Raw genomic sequence first — 23340 nt, 5'->3', positions numbered from 1 at the left:
GCCCATGCCGCTCCTCACTTGTCGCGTCTTAGTTGACCTGTTCTGGAGATAGGCAAGTCATTTTGTAACGGCGTATTCGTAAAAATGGCTATTGATTACAAAATGCATCAGTATGAATCCAAAGATTGCGTTCATGCGTGCGATTGCCCGGTCACGGCATCGTCCACCGGGGCGGGAGGTTGACAGTCACGCGATCAAACGAGTCTATGGTCGCAAGCGTGGTCTGGCGGTCCGGCCACGGCCAGCCGGGGGGGACGGGGATGGATCATGCGCAGGCCACGACCAGTCTGGAGGCCCTCCTCGCGGCCAATCCCCGTGACGGCGCCGCCTGGAGCATGCTCGGCCACCTTCTGCGCCGTGCGGGAAAACTGGACGGCGCCATCGCCTGCCACCGGCGGGGCTTGGAGGTCGCGCCGGAGAACGCCAGCATCTGGAGCAATCTGGGCAACGCCCTGGTGGAGGCCGGCCGGTTCGACGAAGCTTTGGCCGCGCATGCGGAGGCGCTGCGGCTTGAACCGCAAGCCCCGGCCTTCCTCTTCAACAGCGCCGTGGCCCTGCGCAAGGCGGGGCGCTTCAAGGACACGCTCGCGATGATCGAGCGGGTGGCGGCGAACGGGACCGCCACGCCCGAGTTGCGGTGGGAGCGGGCGCTCGCCCGGCTCCAGATCGGCGACTACGTCCACGGCTTCACGGATTACGAGGCGCGGCGCGGGCTCGCCGCCTATCATGGCCGGCCACCTTCGGAACAGGCCTGGAACGGCGGATCTCTGGATGGGCGCACCCTGTATCTGTTCACCGAGCAGGGATTCGGCGACGCCATCCTGGCGGCGCGCTACGTGCCGCTGGTCAGGGAGCGGGGCGGCCGGGTGCTGTACGACTGCCATCCGGAGTTGCGCCGGGTGCTGTCGGGGCTGGGCGTGGACGCCGTCCTGCAACCGGGAGCCCCGCCGCCGGCCTTCGACGTCGAGGCGTCACAAATGAGCCTGCCGGGCCTGTTCGGTACCACGCTGGCCTCGGTCCCGCCGCCGGTGCCCCTGACCGTTCCGGACTCGTCCCGCGCGAAGGCCGCCCATCGGCTCGGCGCGCGGGAACCGGGCACGCTGCGCGTCGGGATCGTGTGGTCGGGGCGGGTGACCTTCGGCGACAACGGCCGGCGCGCCACCAGCCTCGCCCGGTTCCTGCGCTTCGCCGAGGTGCCGGGCGTGCGGCTGTACAGCCTTCAGAAGGGGCCGCCCGAGGCCGAACTGGCGGACAGCGGCGTCGCCGGACACCTGGTGACGCCGCTCGGCCCCGACCTGGACGATTTCGCCGACACGGCGGCGATGCTGGAACAGCTCGACCTCGTCATCATGACCGACAGTTCGGTGGCGCATCTCGCCGGGTCCCTCGGCAAGCCGGTCTGGAACCTCGTGCAGCACGTTCCCTATTGGATCTACGGCTTTTCCGGTGATCGCACGCCGTGGTACCCGACGATGCGGCTGTTCCGCCAAGGCCCTGACCAGGATTGGGAGCCGGTGTTCGCCCGGGCGGCGGACGCCCTACGCGAGGAGGTCCGCCGCCGCACCGGCCGGTGATACGGCCGGCGTCGGGCGCTCAGCATTCCGCCGCCGCGCCCCGATCACCCCCGAGCCAGAGCCTCCACATGTCGCGGTAGGCCGCCTCGACCGCTGCCGCGAAGCCGCGATGGTCGCTGAGCGCCGAGCGTTCCATCCGTTCCCTCATGCCGCGGCGCAGCGCGGTCAGGCGCCCGGTGTCCCCGGCCAGGGCGACGGCCGCCTCGATATAGCCGGCCTCGTCCGTGGCGATGAACGCGTCCAGCCCGCATTGGGACAGCAGGCTGGCGCCCACCCGCGCAACGTGATGACGGCCGGCGAGCGTGACCACCGGCACCCCCATCCACAACGCCTCGCAGGTGGTGGTGGTGCCGTTGTAAGGGAAGGGATCGAGGCCGATGTCGATCCGGTCGTAGGCCTGCAGGTGATGATCGATCACATCCATCGGGGGAAGCAGATCGACACGGCCGGGGTCAACGCCGTTGCCGGCGAACTGCCGGAGATAGCGTTCCCGCGTCGGCGTGTCGGCGAAGGCGCGGCTCTTGAGGATCAGGCGGGCGGACGGCACGCGCGCCAGGATGGCCGACCACACCCGCACCACCTCCGGCGTCACCTTGGCGGCGTTGTTGAAGGACCCGAAGGTCACGAAGCCGTTGGCCAGCGCCGGCGGTTCGTCGCGCGCGGTGACGAAGCGCAACGGCTGAAAGGCGAGAAACCCCTTGGGCAGGCGGACCAGCCGCTCGGCGTGCCAAGCGTCGGTGAGGCCGGGCGGGTCGGCAACCGCGTCGGTCAGGCGGTGGTCGATCGCCGGCATGCCGGTGGTGTCGGGATAGCCCAGCCAGGCGACCTGGATCGGGGCCGGCTTGCGGGCGAACAGCAATGGCCGGCTGTGCGCCGTGTGGCCGGCCAGATCGACCAGGATGTCGATGCGGTCGCGCTCGACCAGCGCGGCGGCGGCCGTGTCATCCAGGGCGGTCAACGACCGCCAGCCGTCGGCCAGACTCCTCATGTGTTCGGTGATCGCGTCGTGATGGTTCGAGGTGGCGTAGCAGAACACCTCGACCGCACCGCGGTCGTGCTCGCGCAGCAGGGGCTCGATGAAATGGGCGCAGGCGTGGGCGCGGAAGTCGGGCGAGACGTAGCCCACCCGCAGCCGGCGGCCGGGGTTGCGATCGTTGAGGTATCCCCGGTCCAGCGGCATCAGCGGGCGGGCGTGCCGCTCGTTCCAGTGCGCGTGGGCGCGGGCGATGACCTCGGGCGGCACCCAGGGCGTGTAGTGCAGCGCGAACAGCAGGTTGGAATGGAGCAGGGCAAGATCGGGATGGCGTTCGACGCCGCTTTGGAAGACCGCGATGGCCTCGGTGATCCGTCCTTGCTCCTTCAGCGCCTCGCCGAGGTTGACGACGGGTTGCGGCAGGTCGGGCTGCGCCTGCATCGCCATCCGGTAGCAGTCCACGGCGCGGCTCGACTCCCCGAGGTCGCGGTGGACGTCGCCCATGTTGCTGTGGGCCCCGCCCATGCCGGGCTTCAGCCGCACCGCCCGGCGGTAGGCGGCGATCGCCCGCTCGGGCTGCCGCTCCGTCTTCAGGAGGTTGCCGGCGTTGAACCAAGCGTCGGCGTAGTCCGGGCACAGGGACAGCGCCACCCGCACCGCCGCCAGCGCCTCCGCCGGCCGATCGAGGTCGGCCAGCGCGCAGGAGAGGTTGCTGCGGATCGGCGCGTCGTCTGGCAGCGCCTCGACGGCCCGGCGGTAGCAGGCGGCGGCCTCCTCCCACCGCCCCGTGCCGCGCAGCAGGATGGCCAGATTGTTGTTGGCATGGGCGTGTCCGGGATCGTCGCGCAGGATCGCCCGGTAAGCGGCCTCGGCATCGGCGTGCCGGCCCGCCCGGTGATGCTCCAGGGCGGCGGCGAAGCGTTGGAGCGCCATTCCGGCCGGGTCCTCCATCAGCGCAGGCCCGCGTCGTCGAGGATGGCGAGCAGCCGGTCCGCCGCGCGGCTCCAGGGGAAGCGTTGCACCAGATGGTCGCGGGCCGACGGATGGCCGATGTCGTCGCCGCGGATGATGGCGGTCAGGATGTTCGCCGCCGCGTCCTCGTCCGGGTCCCACCAGTCGAGCCCGTGGAACGGCGGGTAGGCCTGCTCGCTGTAGGGCAGGCGCGCGGGGCGGACGGCCGCCGGGATCAGGCGGGCCACCCGGTCGTCGAGATAATCCACATAGGCCGAATGGCGCGGCGCGATCAGGCTCAAGCCCATGGCACCCGCCTTGGAGAGGGGAAGGTCCCAGCCCTCGCCGTGCGACATGCTCCAGTAATGGTTGGCCGCCCGCATCAGCCCCGTCATGTCGGCGTCCGACAGGAGCTGGTTGATCAGCACCACCGGCGCCGCGTCGGCCATCCGCTTTCCGACGGCGGCTTCCGTCCGCCGGACCAGATCGCCGAGTTCCGCGCCGAACGCCGGGTTTTTTCCGTTGCCCAGCTTCAGGATGAGCACCGCATCGTCGGCGGGCGCCGTTCCACGCAGCCAGACCCGCAGCAGCCCGTCGATGTTCTTGCGGGGAATGAAATCCGAAACGTTGAGGAAACGGTGCCGGTAGCTGGAAACCCGACGCCCGCGCGTATCGACCAGGGTCGGCACGGGGCCGTCGGCGGCGCTGTCCTCCGGGTCGACCCCCAAGGGGCAGACCCGCAGGCGATCCTCCGGGAAGCCCTGCGCCGCCCAGGCCGCACGGGACGATTCACTGGGCACGATGATGAGGTCGCTGTGCTCGCTCTGGCGCCGCCATGCCGGCGGTATCCGGGTTCCCTCGAACATCGTGAAGGTCACCGTCGCCAGGCCGGGCACCCGCTCGACCGCCAGCGGGATGAGGAAGTTCACCAGGGCCTTGGCGGGAGCCGGCGGGCCGAGATCCTCCTCCCAGGACTCCGGACCGAAGATCCCGATCGCCTGCAGGGGCACGGTCCGCCGGCGCAGCGTCCGGATGAAGCGCTGGCAGAAACGGCCGTAGCCCGTGGCGCTTGTGAAGGCCCCCCGGACCGCCAGCCCCGATCCGGATACGTGCGCCGCCGATCCGATGACGCGGTAGCGCGTGCAGCGCGTCAGACCATTGGCCGCCTGGGAGGCGGTCGGGTCGAGCCGGAGCGCGCGGCCGAAAACCCCGGCGGCCTCGTCCACCCGACCGAGCCTCAGCAGCGTTTCGCCAAGCTGGACCTGAGCGACGGCGCCCTCGGGCGCGATGGCGACGGCCCGGCGCAAATCCCGGGAAGCCGCCGCCAAGTCACCGGCGAGCATCCGGATCAGGCCGAGATTGTGCCATTGCACGCTCGGGCCGGGATCGAGGCGCGCGGCGCGCAGCAGGAACCGGGCGGAACCGTCCAGGTCCCCCATTTCCTGCGACACCGTGCCCAACCGGCTGCAGACGACCGCGGACTCCGGCTGCACCGCCACCAGAGTGCGCAGCGCGCGGGCAGCAGCGGGCCACTCCCGGCGATGTTGCAGGACGATGCAGAGGTTGGTCAGCGCGGCGGCGTGACCCGGAACGATGCGAACCGCGTCGCACAACGCCTCCCTGGCGGCGCCGTCCTGGCCGGTCGAGAACAGCGCGGCGCCGAGCAGGTTGAGCGCATCGAAACGCCCCGGTTCCACCGCCAGCACGGCCCGGCAGGCGTCGATGGCCTCCGTCAGCCGCCCGGCGCCGTAAAGCCGGGACGCCCCTTCGATCCTGTCCGTCATGACACCCCCACGGCGCGGCGGGCGACCACGGCGGCAATCTCGGCAGCGATCCGGGCCATCACCCCGTCCCAATCGTTGCGGCGCGTCATGCGGAACAGCCGGGTCTGCGGGTACCAGGGCGTGTGGTCGGGGAGGCGCATCCAGCGCCAGTCCCCCAGCCACGGCAAGGCGAGGAACACCGGACGCTCCATGGCGCCGGCGATGTGGCCGACCACGGAATCGCAGGCGACGATCAGGTCCATGCCCTCGATGATCGCGGCGGTGTCGACAAACCCCTCATCCTCACCTTTTCCATCCCGGTCCGGCAGCGAGACGATTCCCAGCCGGTCGTCGGGCCGCTCCCATTGGCCGGGTTCGTCCGCCTTTTGCAGGCTGTACAGCCGCACCCCGGAAAGGTGCGACAAGCGCGCGAAGCGTTCCAGCGGAATCGAGCGGTCGGCCCCCGCGGCGCGCCACTGGATGCCCACCCGGAAGTCGCCCGGCCGCCCCGCCTCGGCGATCCGCCGGCGCCAGAACGCCGCCCGGTCCGGATCGGCCCGCAGGTATGGAACGCCGCCGGGGATCGTCGCCACCGTCGTCCGGCAGCGATTGGGCAGGCTCATCAGGGGCAGGAGGCAGTCGGCCTCGGGAAGCGGTTCGCCGCGCGCCACCAGCGCGTCGATGCCCGGAACGCCGGCGAGGAGGCGCTTGAGAGGCGGCTGGCATTCGAAAATGGTGCGGGCGCCCATGGCCTTGAGCACGGCCATGTAGCGGATGAATTGCACGGTGTCGCCGAGCCCCTGCTCGAAATGGACCAGGATGGTCTTGCCGGCAAGCGGGCCGCCGTCCCACAGCGGTGTGCCGGGACGGTCGCGGTTCCATTGCCAGACGGCTTGGCGGGTGCGCCATTCATACTCGGCCGTGCCCTCCGCGAAGTTTCCGGTGGTGAGCAGGCTGACGCCGAGATTCTTGTGATGCTCGGCGGAGCCCGGCTCAAGCCGGACGGCCCGCCGATAGCTCACGGTGGCGTCCTCCGGCCGTCCTTGCGACAGGAACGCCGCGCCCCGGTTGTTGTTGGCCGCCGCCGCGCCCGGTTCCAGCAGCACGGCCAGCCGGTAGGCGGCCTCGGCCCGTTCGGGCTCGTCCACGGCCATCAGAGCGTTGCCGAGGCTGAACGCCGCGTCCGGGTAACCGGGCCGCAACGCCACGAGACGGAGAAGCGGCGCCACCGCCTCCCCGGTCCGTCGGCATTCGATCAGCAACGACGCCCACTGGAACAGCGTGTCGGCGTCGTCCGGGCGCAGGCGATGCGCGACCCGCAGCGCCACCGCCGCGCCGTCCCCGAGCCCCAGGCCGCGCAGCACCAGCCCCAGGACGAACCAGACCACCGGATGCTCCGGCCGGATCGCCGCCGCCGTTCGGAAGGAGCAAGCCGCCGCCTCCAGTGATCCGGCGTCGACATGACGCAGGCCGGAGCCGAAGCACCGGTCGAACGCTTCGCCGGACCCGTCGAACGTCGCCTCGATCACCCACCCTCTCCATCCAATCGGTCGACCCGGCAAATGGGTTTGGAATTGCCGCGCCCAATGGTAACCCTTTGCCCGATGATTTCACGCTTAGCACGCCTCCATGATGGTCCGGGAGGGGCGGCGGCACCGAGGGGAAGCATGAGCACGGCCCGGCATTTCGCGTCCCCCGCCGAAGCGCTGGGCTACGCCCTGACGCTGCATCAGAACGGCCGGCACGCCGAGTGCAGCGCGGTGTGCCGCGCGATCCTGGCGGTCAAGCCGGACCATCATGGCGCGTCCTTCCTTCTCGGCGTCGCCGCCTTCACGCTCGGTCGGATTGAGGAGTCGCAGCGCCACCTCGCCGTCACCATCGCCCTGAAGCCGGATCTGGCCGACGCCTGCTTCAATCTGGCACTTCTGCTGCGCCGCCGGGGCCGTCTTGCCGAGGCGGCGACGCTTCAGGCGCGGGCGATCCGGCTGGCTCCCGGACAAGCCGATGCCGGGCAGAACAATGCCGGACCGATCACCACTCTGGGCGAAATGCTCCGCGAGCTGGGTCGGATCGCGTCGGCCCGCGCCGTTCTTCGCCGGGCGGTCGCGCAGGCCCCGGACGACGCCGAGGCGTGGCGCGAGTCCGGCCACGCGCTGCGCGATGCGGGCGAACCGGGCGCGGCGGCCGTCGCCTACGGGCGGGCGTACCGGCTCGACCCCGGCCGCACCGAATCCCTTGGCGACCGGCTCCATGCCGCCCTCTCGCACTGCGACTGGAGCGGGTACGACGCTCTGTGCCGGGAGGTCCTGGCGGTCATCGACAGCGGCCGGGGCATCGCCCTGCCGCTGCTCACCCTGCTGATCGACGCGAGCCCAGCGCAGCAGGACCGCGCCGCCCGCCACTTCCACCGCGCGGTGGTGCAGCCGGCGGCTGTCCCGCAAGTCGCTGCGGTCCCCGTGGCGCCTCCCCTCGGCTCCGATGGCCGGCTCACCGTCGCCTACCTCTCCGCCGACTTCCACGAGCACGCCACCGCCTATCTGGCGGCCGAGCTGTTCGAGTTGCACGACCGCGACCGCTTCCATGTCGTCGCCTGTTCCTATGGTCCCGACGATGGCGGCCCGACGCGCCGCCGCCTGGAGGCCGCCTTCGACGCCTTCCACGACATCCGCGGCTGCGATGCGGAGCAGGTGCAGGCGATGCTCACGGCCGAGGGTGTCCACATCCTGGTCGATCTGAAGGGCTACACGCGGCACGTCCGCTTCGACCTGCTGGCGCGCCGGCTGGCGCCGGTCCAGGTCGCCTATCTCGGCTATCCCGGGACGATGGGCAGTGACGTCATGGATTATGTGATCGGCGACCGCTTCGTCACGCCTCCGGAGCATCAGCCGCACTATCGGGAGCGGCTGGTCATCATGCCGGACTCCTATCAGGTCAACGACCGGCGCCGGCCGCTGGACGCGCCCTTGCCGGACCGTGCTGCCTGCGGCCTGCCCCCGCACGGTTTCGTCTTCTGCGCGTTCAACGCGCCGTTCAAGATCACCCCGTCGCTGTTCGGGCTGTGGATGCGCGTGCTGGCGCGGGTGCCGGGGAGCGTGCTGTGGCTGCAGCACCCCGGCCGTGAGGGAGCGGACAACCTGCGGCGCGAGGCCGCGCGGCGCGGAGTCGATCCCGGCCGTCTGGTTTTCGCCCCCCACAGGCCGCAGGCCGAGCATCTCGCCCGCTACCGCTTGGCCGACCTGTTCCTCGACAGCTTTCCCTACACCGGCCACACCACCGTTTCGGACGCCCTGTGGATGGGCCTGCCGGTGGTGACGCGGATGGGCGACACCTTCGCGTCGCGCGTCGCCGCCGGCCTGCTGAACGCCGCCGGCCTGCCCGAGACGGTCACCACCAGCTTCGACGGCTACGAGGCGCTGGCGGTGCGGCTGGCCGGCGATCCGGCGACGCTCGCCGGCTACCGCCGCCGCCTCGCCGCCGCGCGGGCGACGGCCCCGCTGTTCGACATCCCCCGCTTCACCCGTCACCTGGAGCGCGCCTACCGGACGATGTGGGACCGCCACGCCGCCGGCCTGCCGCCCGCGTCCTTCACGGTGCCACCCCTGTAGCCACCAGCCGTTCCAGCGCCGCCCGCACCTCGGAGACGACGGACGTCCAGTCGCCCGGCGCCGCCTGACGGAACAGGCGCATGGTCGGATACCAGGGGGAGGTGTCGCCGCACTCCAGCCAGCGCCAGTCGGCGATGTCCGGCAGCAGCGTCCAGACCGGCCGGCCGAGCGCCCCGGCCAGATGGGCCGGCGCCGTGCAGGAGCTGATGACGAGGTCGAGGTTTTCCATGATCGCCGCGGTGTCGGCGAAGTCAGCGATCTCCGCGCCGAGGTCGATGAAGGACGGTGGCAGCGGTCCGCAGGTCTCCAGGTCCCTCCGTCCCGCACCCTTCTGCAGGCCGAAGACCGCGACGCCCGGAACGTCGAGCAGCGGCCGCAGGGCGGCCAACCCCGGCGAGCGTCGGCGGTCGTCCTTGAATTCGGGGTTGCCGGCCCACACCAGCCCCACCCGCAGCCCCGTCCGCGGCCCCAGGCGCGTCGCCCAGCGCGTCACCAGCGCCGGTTCGGCGCGCAGGTAGGGAATCTCGGCCGGAACGGTCGCCAGCGTGGTGCCGAGGCGGTGCGGCAGGCTGAGCAGAGCGGCGTGGGCGTCGTGCTGCGGCGGCGAGTCGGACCGTCCGACGACGGCGTCCACACCGGGGAGCGTGGCGAACAGGCGGACGAGCCGGTCGTCGCACTCGACGATCACGCGGGCGCCCCGGCGGCGCAGCAGGGGTGCGTAGCGGGCGAACTGGATGCCGTCGCCGAGCCCCTGTTCGTCGTGCAGCAGGATCGTAAGGCCGTCCGGGTTTCCACCCTCCCACACCGGAGTCGGCAAGCCGCGCGGCGTGACCTGACGATCGGCCAGCCGGGTGCGCCACTCGTATTCACGGAACCCCGCCTCCAGCTCGCCGCGCAGCAGCAGACAGGTGCCCAGCAGGGTGTGCGCCTCGGCGTTGTCGGGATCGCGGTCGAGGATGCGTCGGCATTGGGCCTCCGCGTCCCCCATGCGCCGCAGCTTGCTGAACACCAGCCCGAGGTTCAGCCGGGCCGAGGTGAAGTCCGGGTCGATCGTCACCGCCCAATGCAGCGCGCGGGCCGCCTCCTCGTCCCCACCGGTCCGCAGGGAAAGGGCAAGCCCCAGGTTGCTGAGCACGCCGGGTTCGGCTGGGGCCAGCGCCAGCGCCCGGCGTCCGGCGCTGACCGCCTCGTCGTGGCGGCCCATATTCTTGAGCGCGATGCCCAGGTTGGCGCGGGCGCGATGGTCGTCGGGGGCGAGGCGCACCAGCTCCCGCAGCACGCCCTCCGCCTCGCCGTAGCGTTGGCGCATCAGCAGCGCGTGGGCGAGATGGAAGCGGTGGAAGGTGCCGAAGGGATCGAGGACGACGCAGCGGCGCAGCGGTCCGTCGGCCTCCTCCGGCGCGTTGCGGCCGAGCCGCTCCATCGCCAGGGCATGGAAGGCGTCGATGGAGGCGGGGTCGAGGACCACGGCACGACGATGCTCCGACCCGGAGTCCGCGATCGGCTCCTCCGGGACCGGCGGGCCGGTGTCCGGCGAGATCCAGCCGAGCGCGCGGAAATGCTTGATCCGCTCGCGGATCAGCCGGGGGAAGCCGGCGTCGATGGGGACGGGTGCCAGGGACGTCCACATGCCGGGAACGGCACCGCCGTCGAAGCGCCCGGTGGCGTAGAAGCGGTCCAGCCGTTCGCGGTTCGCCGCCGGGTCCTGATCGAAGGCTGCGATCATCTCGCGATGGGCAAAGGCCTGCAGCTTGGCGCGGAAGCGCTCGATCCCGCCCATCCAGGTGAAGTGCCAGCCGGCGTCCGGGACGACCCGCCCATGCCCCAGCTTGGTCAGGTAGCGGGCGCGGTTGGCGCCGATCCGGCGGATCAGCTCCCACGGCGCGGCGGCCACCGACACCCAGGGATCGGGCGATTTGAGGTCGAGGAAATAGAGAAAGATGTCGAGGTGCGGCGCGAACAGGGAGCGGCCGTCGTCCGGCTCCCGGCGCAGCCGCTCCATCACCCAGGGCCGGAGGATTTCGTCGACGTCCGAGACGACGATCATGTCCGTCGGGTCGCAGCCGTCGAGACCGCGGGTGATCGCGTCGCGCTGGTGGGCCTCGCGCTGCCACGCGAAGCCGCCGGGATCGTCATTGACGACGACGTGGATGATTTTGTCGGCGTAGGCCGCGAAGCGCGCGCGGTTCTCCGCGTAATGGAGGGGCTTGGAATCGCCGGCGTGGGTGAAGGTCGCCTCGACCAGGACGAAGCGGTCGACCACCGCGTCCAGCTCGGCCAGCCGCACCTCCAAAAGGTCCAGCTCGTTGTAGAACTGGAAGCAATCGTAGATCCGCCGCCCGCCGGGTGGCGGGGCCGCGGGCGGCGGCGTATCCGTCAGCGTCGTGACGTAGGCGAACCAGGCGTCGAACCCGCGCAGCGTCGTCCAGACGGCCGACCGGTTCTCCTCCGTGTTGTGGTCGAGCCGCAGCGAACCCTCGATCAGCGCGATCAGCGCCCGTGCCTCCGCCCGCCAAGCCTGCTCCTCTTTGGCCGGGGGGCGGGCGTTCAGGTGGGCGCCCAGCGCGTCCAGCAGGCGCTGCTGCGCGTCGGCCAGACTGGCGGTGACGGCCGACGTTGCCATGTCCGCAGCGGCCCTCCGGTCGCCTCTCAGCTCGTCGAACCACGCCAGCCAGTCCCCGGCCCGTCCGGCCCAGCTCATTTCGGTGGTGACGTGATCGACCTGTTCGCGAAGCCGGCGGGCGGTGGTCGCGCCCTCGTCGCGCCACTGGAGCAGGGCCGTCCGGGCGGTCTCGGCGAAGCGGACGGCGTGTTCCGCCGGGTCCTCCGGAACCGGGATCAGCCGGGCGAAGCCGGCCGTGGTTTCCGGCAACGCCGCCAGCGCGCTGGACAGGACGAGGCAGCCGGCGGCCAGCGCCTCCATGACGGCGATGCAGGAGGTCTCGGCGAAGCGGTTCGGGTAGGCGAGGCCGGTCGCGCCGCGCAACGCCTCGGCCAGAGCACCTTGGGAGACCGCCCCCACATAGTCCACGCCCTCGGTCCCGCGGCAGCGCCGGTAGAGGGCGCCGTAGGGGTCCCGTTCAGCGGGGACCTGATAGCCGTCCAGGCTGGAGAACACCCGGACGGTGGTTCCGGGAATCGCCGCCCGCAGGCGGGGAACGCTGTCGAGCAGCACGTCGAGGCCGCGGAAGGGCGTGCTGGTGTAGGCCAGGACCGGCGGCCAGTGCTTCACCGCCCTGATGTCGGCCCCCGGCGGGAACAGGCCGGAAAAGGCCGGCGCGATGCCGTTGCGGAGGATCCGGCAGAGCCGACGGTCGAGGCCGAAGGCAGTAAGATAGCCGTCCATCTGCCAGCGGCTGACGAAGGCGTAGCCGTCCCAGCAGGCGCGCGCCTGGGGCTCCGCAAGGCATTGGGCGGCGGGCTGGTCGATGGCGTGCTGCATCCACAGGATCAGCTTCCGCCCACCGTCGAGGGTCGCGCGCAGCCGGGTCAACGCCTCCGTCGGGCAGCCGTTGAGCAGCACCACGACGTCGAAGGCGCGCATACCCTCCCAGGACACCGCTCCGGCGGGAAGGCAGCGCACCCCGCGCACCAGACCGGGCGTCCGGGTGCCGTTGACCAGCGTGACCTCAAGCCCGGCGGCGGCCAGCGCCTCCGCGAGGTAGCACAGGGCCGATTGCGAACCGCCGAGCGGGTGCAGGCGTGGCGTGTCCGGCGTGTAGTCCCCACCCGCCGGGTCGAGAAAGGCGATCTTGACGGTCATGCTGGCTCGGGCTGGCTGGCTGGCGCTGAACAGCGGCTCACGCTGTGGATCGGCGCCCGCGTTCTGCTATCCTACCATCCAAGGCCATGGGCAAAAAGGATGTGCGGCGCGTGACGGAGTTGGCGGCGGAGGGCGTCGGGAAGCCGTGCGCGGAACAGAATCTGGCACTGACGTGGCAGCTTTCGGAGATCCACGGCTGGGGTCTGGTCGGTGTCCACACGGCGCTGCACCTGATCGACCGGGAGCGGCCGCCGCTCCTGCTGGAAAAGCCGCTTCTGTCCACCCTGCGGCCGGAGAACCGGAAAAAGCTGGAAGCCCTGCTGGACGGCCATCGGCAGATCACCGCCATCGCCGAGCGGTCGGGCAACCGGATGCTCGGCCTCAACGACTGCACCGTCCTGCACGCGCTCGGCAACGGCTTCGTCGCCGGGCCGCTCTCCGCCCGGTTCCGCGGCAGCCGCAACGTCGGGGTCATCGCCTTCGAGGACACCCGGTTCGACGAGGACACGCTGCGCCGCGCGCGGAGCTACGACAAGCTCGTGGTCCATTCCGAGTACAACCGGGCGCTGCTGGCCGAGCAGGGCATCACCGACGTCGGCTGTGCCTTCCAGGGCGTGGACCCGGACGAGCTGGCGCCGGTTCCGCCGTCCCGACGCTTCGGTGACCGCTTCGTCGTCTTCTCGGGCGGGAAGGTGGAGTTCCGCAAGGGGCAGGACATCGTGCTCGCCGCCTTCCGCCGGTTCCATGAACGCCATCCCGACGCGCTGCTGGTCACCGCGTGGCACAACCCCTGGCCGCACACCTCCGCCGACATCGCCGAATCCCCGCTGGTGCCCTCCGCCCCCACCGTTGGCGACAATGGCAAGCTGCGCATCGTGGAATGGACGATGGACTGCGGCGTGCCCCCGGAGGGCTTCGTCGACATGGGCTTTCTCGGGCGCGGCCAGATCGCCGCGATCCTGGCGGACTGCCACGCCGCCCTCTTTCCCAACCGCTGCGAAGGGGCGACCAACCTCGTCGCCATGGAAGCGATGGCCTGTGGCGTGCCGGTCATCCTGTCGGCCAACACCGGTCATCTCGACCTGATCCGCGACGGCAATTGCCTGCCGCTGCTCCGGCAGGACCCCGTCACCGATCCCGAATCAGGTCAAGGTGGCCGGCGCCGCGGCTGGGGAGAATCGTCCGTCGAGGAGGTGGTCGCCCATCTCGAAAGCCTCTACACCGACCGCGCCGCCGCCCGCGCCCGTGCCGACACGGCGCGGGCCTTCCTGCGCGGCGAGCGGACGTGGCGCGCTTTCGCCGAGACCTTCGTGGCGGCGGTGGCCTAGGAATGGCGCGGGATATCAAGGATTCCGAAGGCTCCCCATTACACCGGCCGGCGCTCTCGGTCGATCCGGCCGATGCGGTGGCGTGGCAGCACGCGGCGCTCGCCGCCCGAGCGGCGGGCGACGACCTGCGGGCGATCACGCTGTTCGTCCGGGCCGCCCGCCTGCACGGCGACCTCGAAACGCTCAGCCGGCAGATCGGCGAGCCCCTGAGGCTCGCCGCCAGCCGGGCCTTGATGCGCGTGCAGGACGGGGCGGTCGACGAGGCGGCTGCGTTGCTGGAGCCCTTGGCGCGCCTCATCCCGCCACAGGGCGACCTCGCCCGTGCCCTGGGTGTCGTGCGCCTCGTCCAGGGCCGAGATGCGGAGGCGGAACAGCTGCACGCGGTCGCGGGCTCCGGGGATTGCGGACCGGGAATCGCCCTGCGGGGGATCGCGCGCCTCAAGGCCGATACCGATTTTCTCGGCACCGTGGTGATCCCCGCGCATCGGATGGAGGACACCATCGAGCGGGCGCTCGGCAGCGTCGCCGCCGCGGCCCGCGTCTACCGCGAGACGCTACGGGACCCACGGGCGCAGGTCCATATCTGCGTCGTCGACGATGCCTCCCCCGACGAGACGGCGTCGCGGGTCCTGCGCTGGGCGCGGGCTCATCCGGAGCAGAGCGTCGCGCTGATCGCGAACAACCGCAACCAGGGAGCGGGCCGGTCGCGCAACATCGGCGCCGCCGCGGGGCTTGGCCGGTACATCTGGTTCCTCGACGCCGACGATTACTTCTTCGAGCGGCATTTCGTGCTGACGGCGACGGCGCTGGACCACACCCCCGACGCCGGGTTCGTTCGCACCGGGATGCAGTTCGACAGCATCGACCATGAGATTACCCCTGCGTGGCGTGAAGCGTCGGTGCTGAGCTACCCGTGCAACCTCTGCGTCCGGCGCGTCTGCCACGACCTGATCGGCGGCTTCCCGGAGGAGGCGCCGTTCCACCCGGCCGTGGCCGACGACGTGGCCTACGGCCGGGCGCTCCACAGCATGTTCGGCGGAGTCCGGATCGCGGAGAAGACGGTCCATTACACGATGCGGGCGGACAACGCCCTGGCGCGGCAGCGCCAGACGATGACCAGCGGCGCCAAGCCGACGGAGCAGGTCACGTCCGCCCCCCGTTTCGTCGCGATCGAGATCCTGACCCAGCGCCGCCTCCACGCACTGAAAGCCAGGAGAGACGCGCTTCTGCGCGACGGCCGCTGGAGCGGACCGCCGTTCCTGAGGGCAGAACCCGAGGGTCCGCTCCCGGCCCCGGCAACGGCCCCTTCGGAAACGTGGGACGCCCCGCGCGCCATCGACCTCCTCGCTGTGGCGAAGGAGGCCATCCAGGCCGGGCAGCCCGACCGCGCCGTGGCCGCGCTGACCCGCGCCGCCGCCGAGGACCCCGGCCGCACCGAAGCCTGGTTCGAGTTGGGGTTGCTCGCGCACCGGCTTCGGCGCGACCGGCTTGCGCTGACGGCCTTCCGGGCCGTGACGTGCCTTCATCCCGGCGCGGCGGCCGCGTGGTGCAATCTCGGCTCCATGCTGGTCGACGCCGACGCCCATGCCCAGGCTGCCCCCCGGCTGCGCCGCGCCCTGGCGCTCCAGCCGGGCCTCATCAACGCCCAGCACCTGCTGGGCCGCACGAACCGGCGGCTCGGGCAGGACCGGCAGGGGGCACGGGTGCTGGAACGCGCGCTCCGGCTGGACCCGATGCGGCCCGAACTCAACGCGGACTGTGCGGAGGCCGCGCTGGCCCTCGGCGACGCGCCGGGCGCGGCGGAGCACGCCCGGCGAGCGCTGCGGCTCAGCCCGGAGCTGTACGGCGGCCACGCGGCGCTGGCCGCAGCCCTGGAATCGCTCGGCCGTCCCGACGCGGCGCTGGCGGCCTGGGAGCGGGCGATCCGCTGCAACCCTGGATTCGGCGAGGCCTTCACGCGCCGCGCCCTGTCCCTGGTGACGCGGCGGTGGGGGCCGCCTCCGGCACCCGCCCCGGCGGGCGGGCCGGGGCGGCGCCTCGCCTCGACCGTCCTCGGGCGCAACGGGCGGTTCGCCAACCAGCTTCTCCAGTACGGCGTCCTGCGCCTCTACGCCGCCCGGCACGGCCTCACCCTGGAGGTCCCTCCCTGGCTCGGCCGCCACCTGTACGATCACGACGATCCCCTGCCCGGTCCGGCGCTGCCGCGCGTGGCGGAGGCGGAGGCCGCCGTAATGGCCTCCTTGCTCGGCGGGCGCGCGGGCGTGCTGGCGGACCCGGAGTTGGCGGACCGCGACGTGTCCGGCTATTTCTGCGGCGACACCACGCCCCTGGCGCCGTTCAGGGAGGAGTTCCGCGCGCTGTTCACGCCGGGTCGCCACCTCCAGCCCCACGCGGATGCGCTGCTCGGCCGCCTGCGCGACGCCGGGCGGACCATCGTCGCGCTGCACCTTCGGCGTGGGGATTTCGGCTGGGGGCGGTTCTGGATCGCCCCGGTATCCTGGTACCTGGATTGGCTGGAGACCGTCTGGCCGACGCTCGACCGGCCGGTCCTGTTCATCGCGACCGACGATCCCGCTCTGCTGCGGGAATTCGCCGCCTACCGCCCCGTCACGGCCCGCGATCTCGCCGAGCCGATCGCGGGCGCGGAGTTCTTCACCGACTTCCACGTCCTCTGCCACGCCGACCAGGTCGCCATTTCCAACAGCTCCTTCTCCTTCGTCGCCACCATGCTGAACCGCTACGCCGGCGGGTTCCATCGGCCGGACCCGGCGCGCCGGGCCCTGGTTTCCTACGATCCCTGGGCATCCCCGGTCCTGATCTGATCGACGTTTCGAAAGCACACACGCATGGCCTTCCCCAGCAAAGCCACCCTGGATCGACCCGACCCCGCGGCGCTCGTCGCGGCGGGTCTTGCCCATCACGGGGCCGGCCGGCTGGCCGAAGCGGAGAGCGCGTACCGGCGGGTTCTCGCCGATCATCCCCGCCACCCGGATGCCCTGCATCTCCTGGGCGCGCTGGCGCTGCAGTGCGGCAAGCTGGCGGAGGCCGTGGGGTGGATGAGGCAGGCCATCCGCTCCGCCCCCGACAACGCAGCCTGCTTCTCCAACCTCGCCAGCGCGCTGCGGCGGCTCGGCCGGCGCGACGAGGCCCTGGCCTGTGGCCGGCGCGCCCTGGCGCTGGACGCCGGCTCCGCCGACGCGCTCAACAACGTCGCGAACGTGTTGTCGGACCAGGGCCGGCACGGCGACGCCGCGACCGCGCTGCGCCGGCTGCTGCGCCTCAAGCCGCAGCTGACCGACCAGCGGCTGCTGCTCGCACAGGCGCTCATCCTGGACGGCCACGCCGAGGCGGCGATCGAGGAGCTGATGGTCCTCCTCGGCATGGCGCCGTCGTCGGTCGCCGCCTACGCCAACCTGGGCATGGCCTACCGCCGTCTCGGCCGGGCCGAGGAGGCGGTCCGCTACTACCGCTGCGCGCTGGGCTTCGCGCCGGGCGATCCCGGCGTGCTCAACAACCTGGGCGTCACGCTTCAGGATCTCGGGCGGCTCGACGAGGCGGTGACCTGCTTCCGGCAATCCATCGCGATGCAGCCGGACGCCGCGCACACCCACCTCAACCTCGGGCTGTCGGCCCGCGACCTGATGCGGATCGACGAGATGATCGCCCTGACGCGGGCCGCGGTCCGGCTCGACCCCTCCCTGGCGGAGGCGCACACCGCGCTGAGCTTCGGGCTGCTGATCAAGGGCGAGTTGGAGGAGGGGTTCGCCGAGTATGAATGGCGGTCGCGCATGGCCGACTTCCCGTCCCCCCGACGCAGCTTCGCCTCACCCCCCTGGGACGGCTCCGACCTCACCGGACGGACCCTTCTGGTCCATGACGAGCAGGGGGTGGGCGACACCATCATGTTCGCCCGTTTCGCCCAGCAGCTTCAGGCGCGGGGTGTGCGCGTCGTCATGGAGTGCAACAGCCAGCTCGTTCGCCTGCTCTCCGCCATGCCGGGCGTCGAGGGTGTGGTCAGCCGCTTCGACCCGCCGCCGCCGCACGCAGCGCACGCCGCCCTGGCCAGCCTGCCGCACCGGCTCGGTACCATGCTCTACACGATCCCCGCCGACACCCCTTATCTGCGCGCCGAGCCGGCGCTGGTGACACGCTGGGCGACGCGCCTGGGGCCACCGCCCGGTCAGCGGACGGGGCTGCGGGTGGGTCTGGTCTGGGCGGGAAACCCGGGATTCAAGGCCGACCGCATCCGTTCGCCGCGCCTGAAGGCGTTCCTTCCGCTGCTGCACGTTCCGGGCGTCACGGTCTTCGGCCTGCAGAAGGGGGCGGGACGGGAGGACCTGGAGACCTGCGGGCCGCTGCCACCGTCCTTCATCGACCTCGGCGCGGAGATCGCCGACTTCGCCGACACCGCGGCGATCATGGAAAACCTCGACCTCGTCATCAGCTCCTGCACGGCGCCGGCCCATCTGGCCGGGGCGCTCGGGCGCCCGGTCTGGACGGTGTTGCCCTTCGCCCCCGACTGGCGCTGGCTGGATCAGGGGATGTGCACGCCGTGGTACCCGACCATGCGCCTGTTCCGCCAGGACCGGCGCGGCGAGTGGGCGCCCGTCGTCGGCCGTGTCCGCGCCGCTCTCCAGGCCCTCGCGCGGTCCCGCCCGTAACTCATGGCTCAGGGCTTCATGGCGTCCAGGGTTCGAAGGGCCGGATGCGGCGGGCGGCGACGTCCGGCTCGACGAACAGGCGGGCGCGGGTGTTGAGGCGGGCGGCAAGCGCGCTGAACCCGCTGGCGGCGCTGGTGCCGACCACGTCGGCATTCATCAGCACGTGGAAGTCCTGAAGGAAGTCCAACCCCGCCCATTCCTCCACGACGTCGGCCCGCGTCAGGGGATGGAACTCCGCGAAGGCGTGGCGGACCGCCGCGACGTCGTCGCTGGCCACATAGAGCACTGGCCGGTCGAGGCGCGGCCACCAGTCGCGCAGCCAGTCGACGTACCAGGCGGTCTCGGTGATCGGGTAGTTGGACGTCACGAAGTCGCCGCGCCGGATGTGGAGCGCGACCACCGTGTTTCCCGCCGCCCGCAACCGTTCGACCGCCGGGGCGAGTTGCGGCTCCCAGACCCGACGCGGCCTCAGCCACGATTGGACACGCTGCCGGTATTCCTGCTTGTGCTCGAACAGAAACAGGGGGGAGAGGATGTCGCGGTCGGCGATCGGCGCCCGCTCCGCGCTGCCGCTCACCAGATCGTTGAGAATGCGGCGGGAAAACAGCAGCGGCGGCAGCGGACCGCTCTGCGGCGGATCGTTCAGCTCGAAGAAGGCGCCGCCCACCCAGTCGGGAGTCTCCAGCACGAAGCCGTGCTTCTCGGCGTAGAGCCGGACCAGGATGTACTCCAGGACGGTGTGGGCGAAGCGACCGCGGGTGGCCAGGGACGACGAGGTCACGCGCGGGGGCCGGTGCCCGCCGTCCGCCGTTACGGGGGCGGGGCGGACCAGTTGGAGCCCCTGATCGGCCAGGGTGGCGCGCAAGGCGGCGAGTGACTTCACGGTGAAGAACCAGCCGTTGTCGCCGCGGACCGGAGCCAGCCGGTCGCGGGCGGCGTGTGGGGCGCCGTCCCGCAGATCGAACGCGGCGAGCGCGGTCAGGCATTCCCCGCGATAGACCACGCCGCCGAGCGGCGTCGAGGCCAGCCGGGTGAAGAACGCCCGCCCTTCGGTCCGCCGGTCGCTGCGCAGGAAGAGGTTGCTCAGCAATTCGATGCTGAGGGACACATCGACGCCGGGGATCGGCAGGCTTTCGATCAGTTCCGCCTGGGCCTCCGCCAAGCGGCCCAGATCGCTCAGCACCGTCGCCACCCGCAGATGGGCGAGGGCGAGCCCCAGCCGCGCCGACCGCCGGTAGGCGCGCAGAGCCCCCAGGGGATCCTCATGGGCGTACAGGGCGTTGCCGAAATTGTACCAGTATTCCGGACTGGCCGGGCCGAGAGCCAGCGCGCGCCGCAGGCTGGCCTGGGCCGCGGCGTCATCGCCGCGCTCGAGCAGGGTGTTGCTCAGGCTCATGTGGGCGGGCGCCAGATCGACCCTGACCGCGATGGCGCGGATCAGGCTGTCCACCGCCTCATCGAGTTGGCCGGCACGGCGGAGCACCACCCCCAGATCGTGGTGAACCTCAGCCAAACCGGGGTCGAGGCGGGCGGCATGGCGCAGCGCTTGAATGGCTTGCGGTGTCCCGGCGTCGCCCTGGGCCTGGAAGGCGTCGCCGAGATTGCGCCAAGCCTTCGGCTGCCCCGGATCGAAGAGGGTCAGCCGCCGCCAGTCGGCGGTGGCCTGTGCGGTATGGCCGGCCTTCTCCAGGATGATGGCCCGGTTGACGCGCGCCTCGATCCAGCCGGGACTGAGCCGAAGCGCGCGCCCGATCAGAATCAGGCATGGCGCTGGCTGGCCGCTCTGCCAAACGGCCATCCCGAGCAGATACAAGGCGTTGGGATTCGCCGGGTCGGCTTTCAGGACCCGGCGATAGAGAACGGCCGCCTCGGAAACGCGGCCGGCGCGATGCTCGTCGAAGGCGATGGCCAGGACTTCACCGATCGTGGCCATCACCCCGTCTCCCTCGACCTTCGAAGCGCGACCCGGATTTCAGACGCGTGTCCGGGCGGCCGAAGGTAGCCCAGCGACGGCCGCCCGATCAACTCGGAGCGGGCCGGATCGCCCCTGTGCAAGACGGAACGGTCAAAACATGGTCAGTTGATCGCCAAGTGCTGGAGGGGGCTTGAAGTCGGCACAGTTGAGGGCGGCGTCGCGGACGTTGAGCCCCAGGCGCCGGCAAGCCAGCTTGAAACGCTTCGACAGCAGCTCCGCCACCGGGCCGGAGCCCTTCATGCGACTGCCGAACTGGGACTGGTACAATTCCCCCTCGCGGCACTGGCGGATCAGGCTGAGCACCCGTTCGGCGCGGTTGGGCGCGTGCTCGCGCAACCATTCCTCGAACAGATCGGCGATTTCCAACGGCAGCCGCAGGAGGATGTAATTGGCCTGCGTCGCCCCGGCCTCCGCCGCCGCCGTCAGGATGGCTTCCAGCTCATGGTCGGTGAGCCCCGGGATCATCGGGCTGGCCAGCACCGCCACCGGCACGCCGGCCGCCGTCAGGTCGCGCATGGCGGCGAGGCGCCGTTGCGGCGTGCTGGCCCGTGGTTCCATGCGGCGGGCGAGGTCGCGGTCGAGGGTGGTGACCGACAGCGCGACGTTGACCAGCCCCTTGGCCGCCATCGGCGCGAGGATGTCGAGGTCGCGCAGGACCAGCGCCGACTTGGTGATGATCATCACCGGCTGGTTGAAGTCGCGGCAGACCTCCAGCACGGCGCGGGTGATGCGCTGCTCCCGCTCGATGGGCTGGTAGGGATCGGTGTTGGCGCCGAGCGCCAGCGGCTGGCAACGGTAGGACTTGGCTCGCAGTTCCGCCGCCAGCAACTCCGCCGCCCGCACCTTGCGGAAGATCTTCGTCTCGAAATCCAGCCCCGGCGACAGGCCGAGATAGGCATGGGTGGGGCGGGCGAAGCAATAGATGCAGGCGTGTTCGCACCCCCGATAGGGATTCACCGACCGTTCGAAGATCACGTCGGGCGACGTGTTTTTCGACAGGACCGAACGGGCCGTGTCGTCGAAGACCTGGGTCGGGACGGTCTCCGTCAGCGCTTCGTTCTCGCCCCAGCCGTCGTCGGCCAGCACCCGGGTCTCCCGCTCGTAACGGGAGGTCACGTTGCTGATCGCCCCCCGTCCTTTCAGGGCCTGCCGCGGAATCTCGTCCATGGGAGGAGAATAGCGGCGCGGAAATAGAACGTAAAGCGAACAATCATCCTTCCTTTGGACGCGGGTGGGAACCGATCGCCCTTGACGGCCTGCCCCCGCACGCCTAGCTTCCCGGTCATGACGACGCGCACGCACCACTTCAGCCGCTATTATACGCTGCTCCCATAGGGCGGCGCGTTCAGTCTTGACCATATGAACCATGCCGCCGCTGACCGGCGGCATGTGCTTCGACAGATGATCCCCGGGACGCGGCCCTTCCCTTCCGGAGATCAGCACCATGGCGACCCCCGCCGCTTCCAGCCCCTTCCAGTCCGACTTCCTGCGCGTGCTCGACGAGCGCGGATTCCTGCACCAGGGCAGCGACCTGTCGGGCCTCGACGCCCTGCTGTGCCAGGGGCCGGTGGGCGCCTACATCGGCTTCGACGCCACGGCGGACAGCCTGCATGTCGGGCATCTGGTGTCGATCATGGTGCTGCGCTGGTTCCAGAAGACCGGCAACCGGCCCGTCGTGCTGATCGGCGGCGGGACCACGCGCATCGGCGACCCCAGCTTCCGCGACACCAGCCGCCCCATGCTGGACGACGCGCAGATCGCCGCCAACATGGCTGGCATCGGCCGGGCCTTCGCCCAATACCTGTCCTTCGGCGGCGAAGAGCCGAACGGCGCGGCGATGGTCAACAACGCCGATTGGCTGGACGAGCTGCGCTACATCCCGATGCTGCGCGACATCGGGCGCCATTTCACCGTCAACCGGATGCTGAGCTTCGATTCCGTCAAGCTGCGGCTCGACCGCGAGCAGCCGCTGACCTTCCTGGAGTTCAACTACATGATCCTCCAGGCTTTCGACTTCCTGGAGCTGTCGCGCCGCCACGGATGCCGGCTGCAGATGGGCGGGTCGGACCAGTGGGGCAACATCGTCAACGGGATCGAGCTGGCCCGCCGCGTCGACGGGACGGAGCTGTTCGGCCTGACCACGCCGCTGCTGACCACCGCGTCAGGCGCCAAGATGGGCAAGACGGCGGCGGGGGCGGTGTGGCTGAACGCCGACCGGCGCAGCCCGCACGACTTCTGGCAGTTCTGGCGCAACACGGAGGATGCGGACGTCGGCCGCTTCCTGCGCCTGTTCACCGAGCTGCCGCTGGACGAGATCGCCCGGCTGGAGGCGCTCCAGGGATCGGAGATCAACGAGGCCAAGAAGGTCCTCGCCCATGAGGCGACATCCCTCTGCCATGGCGCAGCGGCCGCCGCCGAGGCCGGGGAGACGGCCCGCCGGGTCTTCGAGGAGGCCGGGGCCGGCGGCGGCCTGCCGACGGTGGAGGCCACCCATGCCGACCTCACCGTCGGCGTCCGACTGGCCGACCTGCTGGCCGCCGCCGGGCTGGCCGAGTCCAAGGGCGCGGCGCGGCGGCTGATCCGCGACGGCGGGGCGCGGGTGAACGGCACCCCCATCACCGACGAGGCGGCGCTGCTGACCCTGGCGGACCTCGACGGCACAGACCAGGACGGGGACGGGCTGATCCGCCTGTCCGCCGGCCGCAAGCGCCACGCGCTGGTCCGGGTTCGGTGAGCAGAGCCGGAGC

The 23340-nt window shown here is 71.2% G+C and carries 12 protein-coding genes; 6 read left to right on the top strand and 6 right to left on the bottom strand.

Annotation, left to right across the window (positions count from 1 at the left end; translation table 11 throughout):
• Nucleotides 1-260: 260 nt before the first annotated feature.
• On the top strand, nucleotides 261-1574 hold the full coding sequence (locus tag ACWPXE_RS08520) for a tetratricopeptide repeat protein (protein ID WP_454017462.1): 1314 nt from the start codon (nucleotides 261-263) through the stop codon (nucleotides 1572-1574).
• A 19-nt stretch (nucleotides 1575-1593) separates the two neighbouring features.
• Here ACWPXE_RS08520 and ACWPXE_RS08515 read toward each other — a convergent pair whose 3' ends face one another.
• Genes ACWPXE_RS08515 through ACWPXE_RS08505 form a run of 3 tightly spaced genes read right to left on the bottom strand, consistent with a single transcriptional unit; the run spans nucleotide 1594 to nucleotide 6790 of the window.
• Nucleotides 1594-3480: an O-linked N-acetylglucosamine transferase, SPINDLY family protein gene (locus ACWPXE_RS08515; protein ID WP_454017461.1), complete on the bottom strand. Its 1887-nt coding sequence runs from the start codon at nucleotides 3478-3480 to the stop codon at nucleotides 1594-1596.
• A 17-nt stretch (nucleotides 3481-3497) separates the two neighbouring features.
• Nucleotides 3498-5282 carry a tetratricopeptide repeat protein gene (locus ACWPXE_RS08510; RefSeq protein ID WP_454017460.1) on the bottom strand — a complete coding sequence of 595 codons (1785 nt, stop codon included), beginning with the start codon at nucleotides 5280-5282 and terminating at the stop codon, nucleotides 3498-3500.
• Nucleotides 5279-6790: a tetratricopeptide repeat protein gene (locus ACWPXE_RS08505; RefSeq protein WP_454017459.1), complete on the bottom strand. Its 1512-nt coding sequence runs from the start codon at nucleotides 6788-6790 to the stop codon at nucleotides 5279-5281. The genes ACWPXE_RS08510 and ACWPXE_RS08505 overlap by 4 nt, the downstream gene beginning before the upstream one ends.
• 138 nt (nucleotides 6791-6928) lie before the next feature.
• Here ACWPXE_RS08505 and ACWPXE_RS08500 point away from each other — a divergent pair, with 138 nt between their 5' ends.
• Nucleotides 6929-8866, top strand: coding sequence for an O-linked N-acetylglucosamine transferase, SPINDLY family protein (locus tag ACWPXE_RS08500; protein WP_454017458.1), 1938 nt, complete (start codon nucleotides 6929-6931; stop codon nucleotides 8864-8866).
• Here the strand turns inward: ACWPXE_RS08500 and ACWPXE_RS08495 are convergent.
• Complete coding sequence (locus tag ACWPXE_RS08495; protein WP_454017457.1) at nucleotides 8847-12629, bottom strand: tetratricopeptide repeat protein; 3783 nt, start codon at nucleotides 12627-12629, stop codon at nucleotides 8847-8849. The two genes, ACWPXE_RS08500 and ACWPXE_RS08495, sit on opposite strands and share 20 nt — an antisense overlap.
• Nucleotides 12630-12715: 86 nt before the next feature.
• Here ACWPXE_RS08495 and ACWPXE_RS08490 point away from each other — a divergent pair, with 86 nt between their 5' ends.
• The 3 genes from ACWPXE_RS08490 to ACWPXE_RS08480 are packed head-to-tail and all read left to right on the top strand — an operon-like array spanning nucleotide 12716 to nucleotide 18618.
• Nucleotides 12716-13957: a glycosyltransferase family 4 protein gene (locus tag ACWPXE_RS08490; protein WP_454017456.1), complete on the top strand. Its 1242-nt coding sequence runs from the start codon at nucleotides 12716-12718 to the stop codon at nucleotides 13955-13957.
• A gap of 2 nt (nucleotides 13958-13959) precedes the next feature.
• Nucleotides 13960-16779: a glycosyltransferase gene (locus ACWPXE_RS08485; RefSeq protein WP_454017455.1), complete on the top strand. Its 2820-nt coding sequence runs from the start codon at nucleotides 13960-13962 to the stop codon at nucleotides 16777-16779.
• A 24-nt stretch (nucleotides 16780-16803) separates the two neighbouring features.
• A complete protein-coding gene (locus ACWPXE_RS08480) occupies nucleotides 16804-18618 on the top strand; it encodes a tetratricopeptide repeat protein (RefSeq protein ID WP_454017454.1) in 1815 nt (604 codons plus the stop codon).
• Nucleotides 18619-18634: 16 nt separating this feature from the next.
• Here the strand turns inward: ACWPXE_RS08480 and ACWPXE_RS08475 are convergent, their stop codons facing one another.
• Both ACWPXE_RS08475 and ACWPXE_RS08470 read right to left on the bottom strand, forming a co-directional pair.
• On the bottom strand, nucleotides 18635-20551 hold the full coding sequence (locus tag ACWPXE_RS08475; RefSeq protein ID WP_454017453.1) for a tetratricopeptide repeat protein: 1917 nt from the start codon (nucleotides 20549-20551) through the stop codon (nucleotides 18635-18637).
• Nucleotides 20552-20683: 132 nt separating this feature from the next.
• Complete coding sequence (locus ACWPXE_RS08470; protein WP_454017452.1) at nucleotides 20684-21760, bottom strand: PA0069 family radical SAM protein; 1077 nt, start codon at nucleotides 21758-21760, stop codon at nucleotides 20684-20686.
• A 277-nt stretch (nucleotides 21761-22037) separates the two neighbouring features.
• On the opposite strand from ACWPXE_RS08470, the gene tyrS reads away from it, so the two are divergent.
• A complete protein-coding gene (gene tyrS / locus ACWPXE_RS08465; protein ID WP_454017451.1) occupies nucleotides 22038-23327 on the top strand; it encodes a tyrosine--tRNA ligase in 1290 nt (429 codons plus the stop codon).
• The last annotated feature ends 13 nt before the right edge of the window (nucleotides 23328-23340 follow it).

The sequence above is a fragment of the Azospirillum sp. Marseille-Q6669 genome, from assembly GCF_965111635.1.
This window is presented reverse-complemented; position numbering and strand designations above follow the sequence as displayed.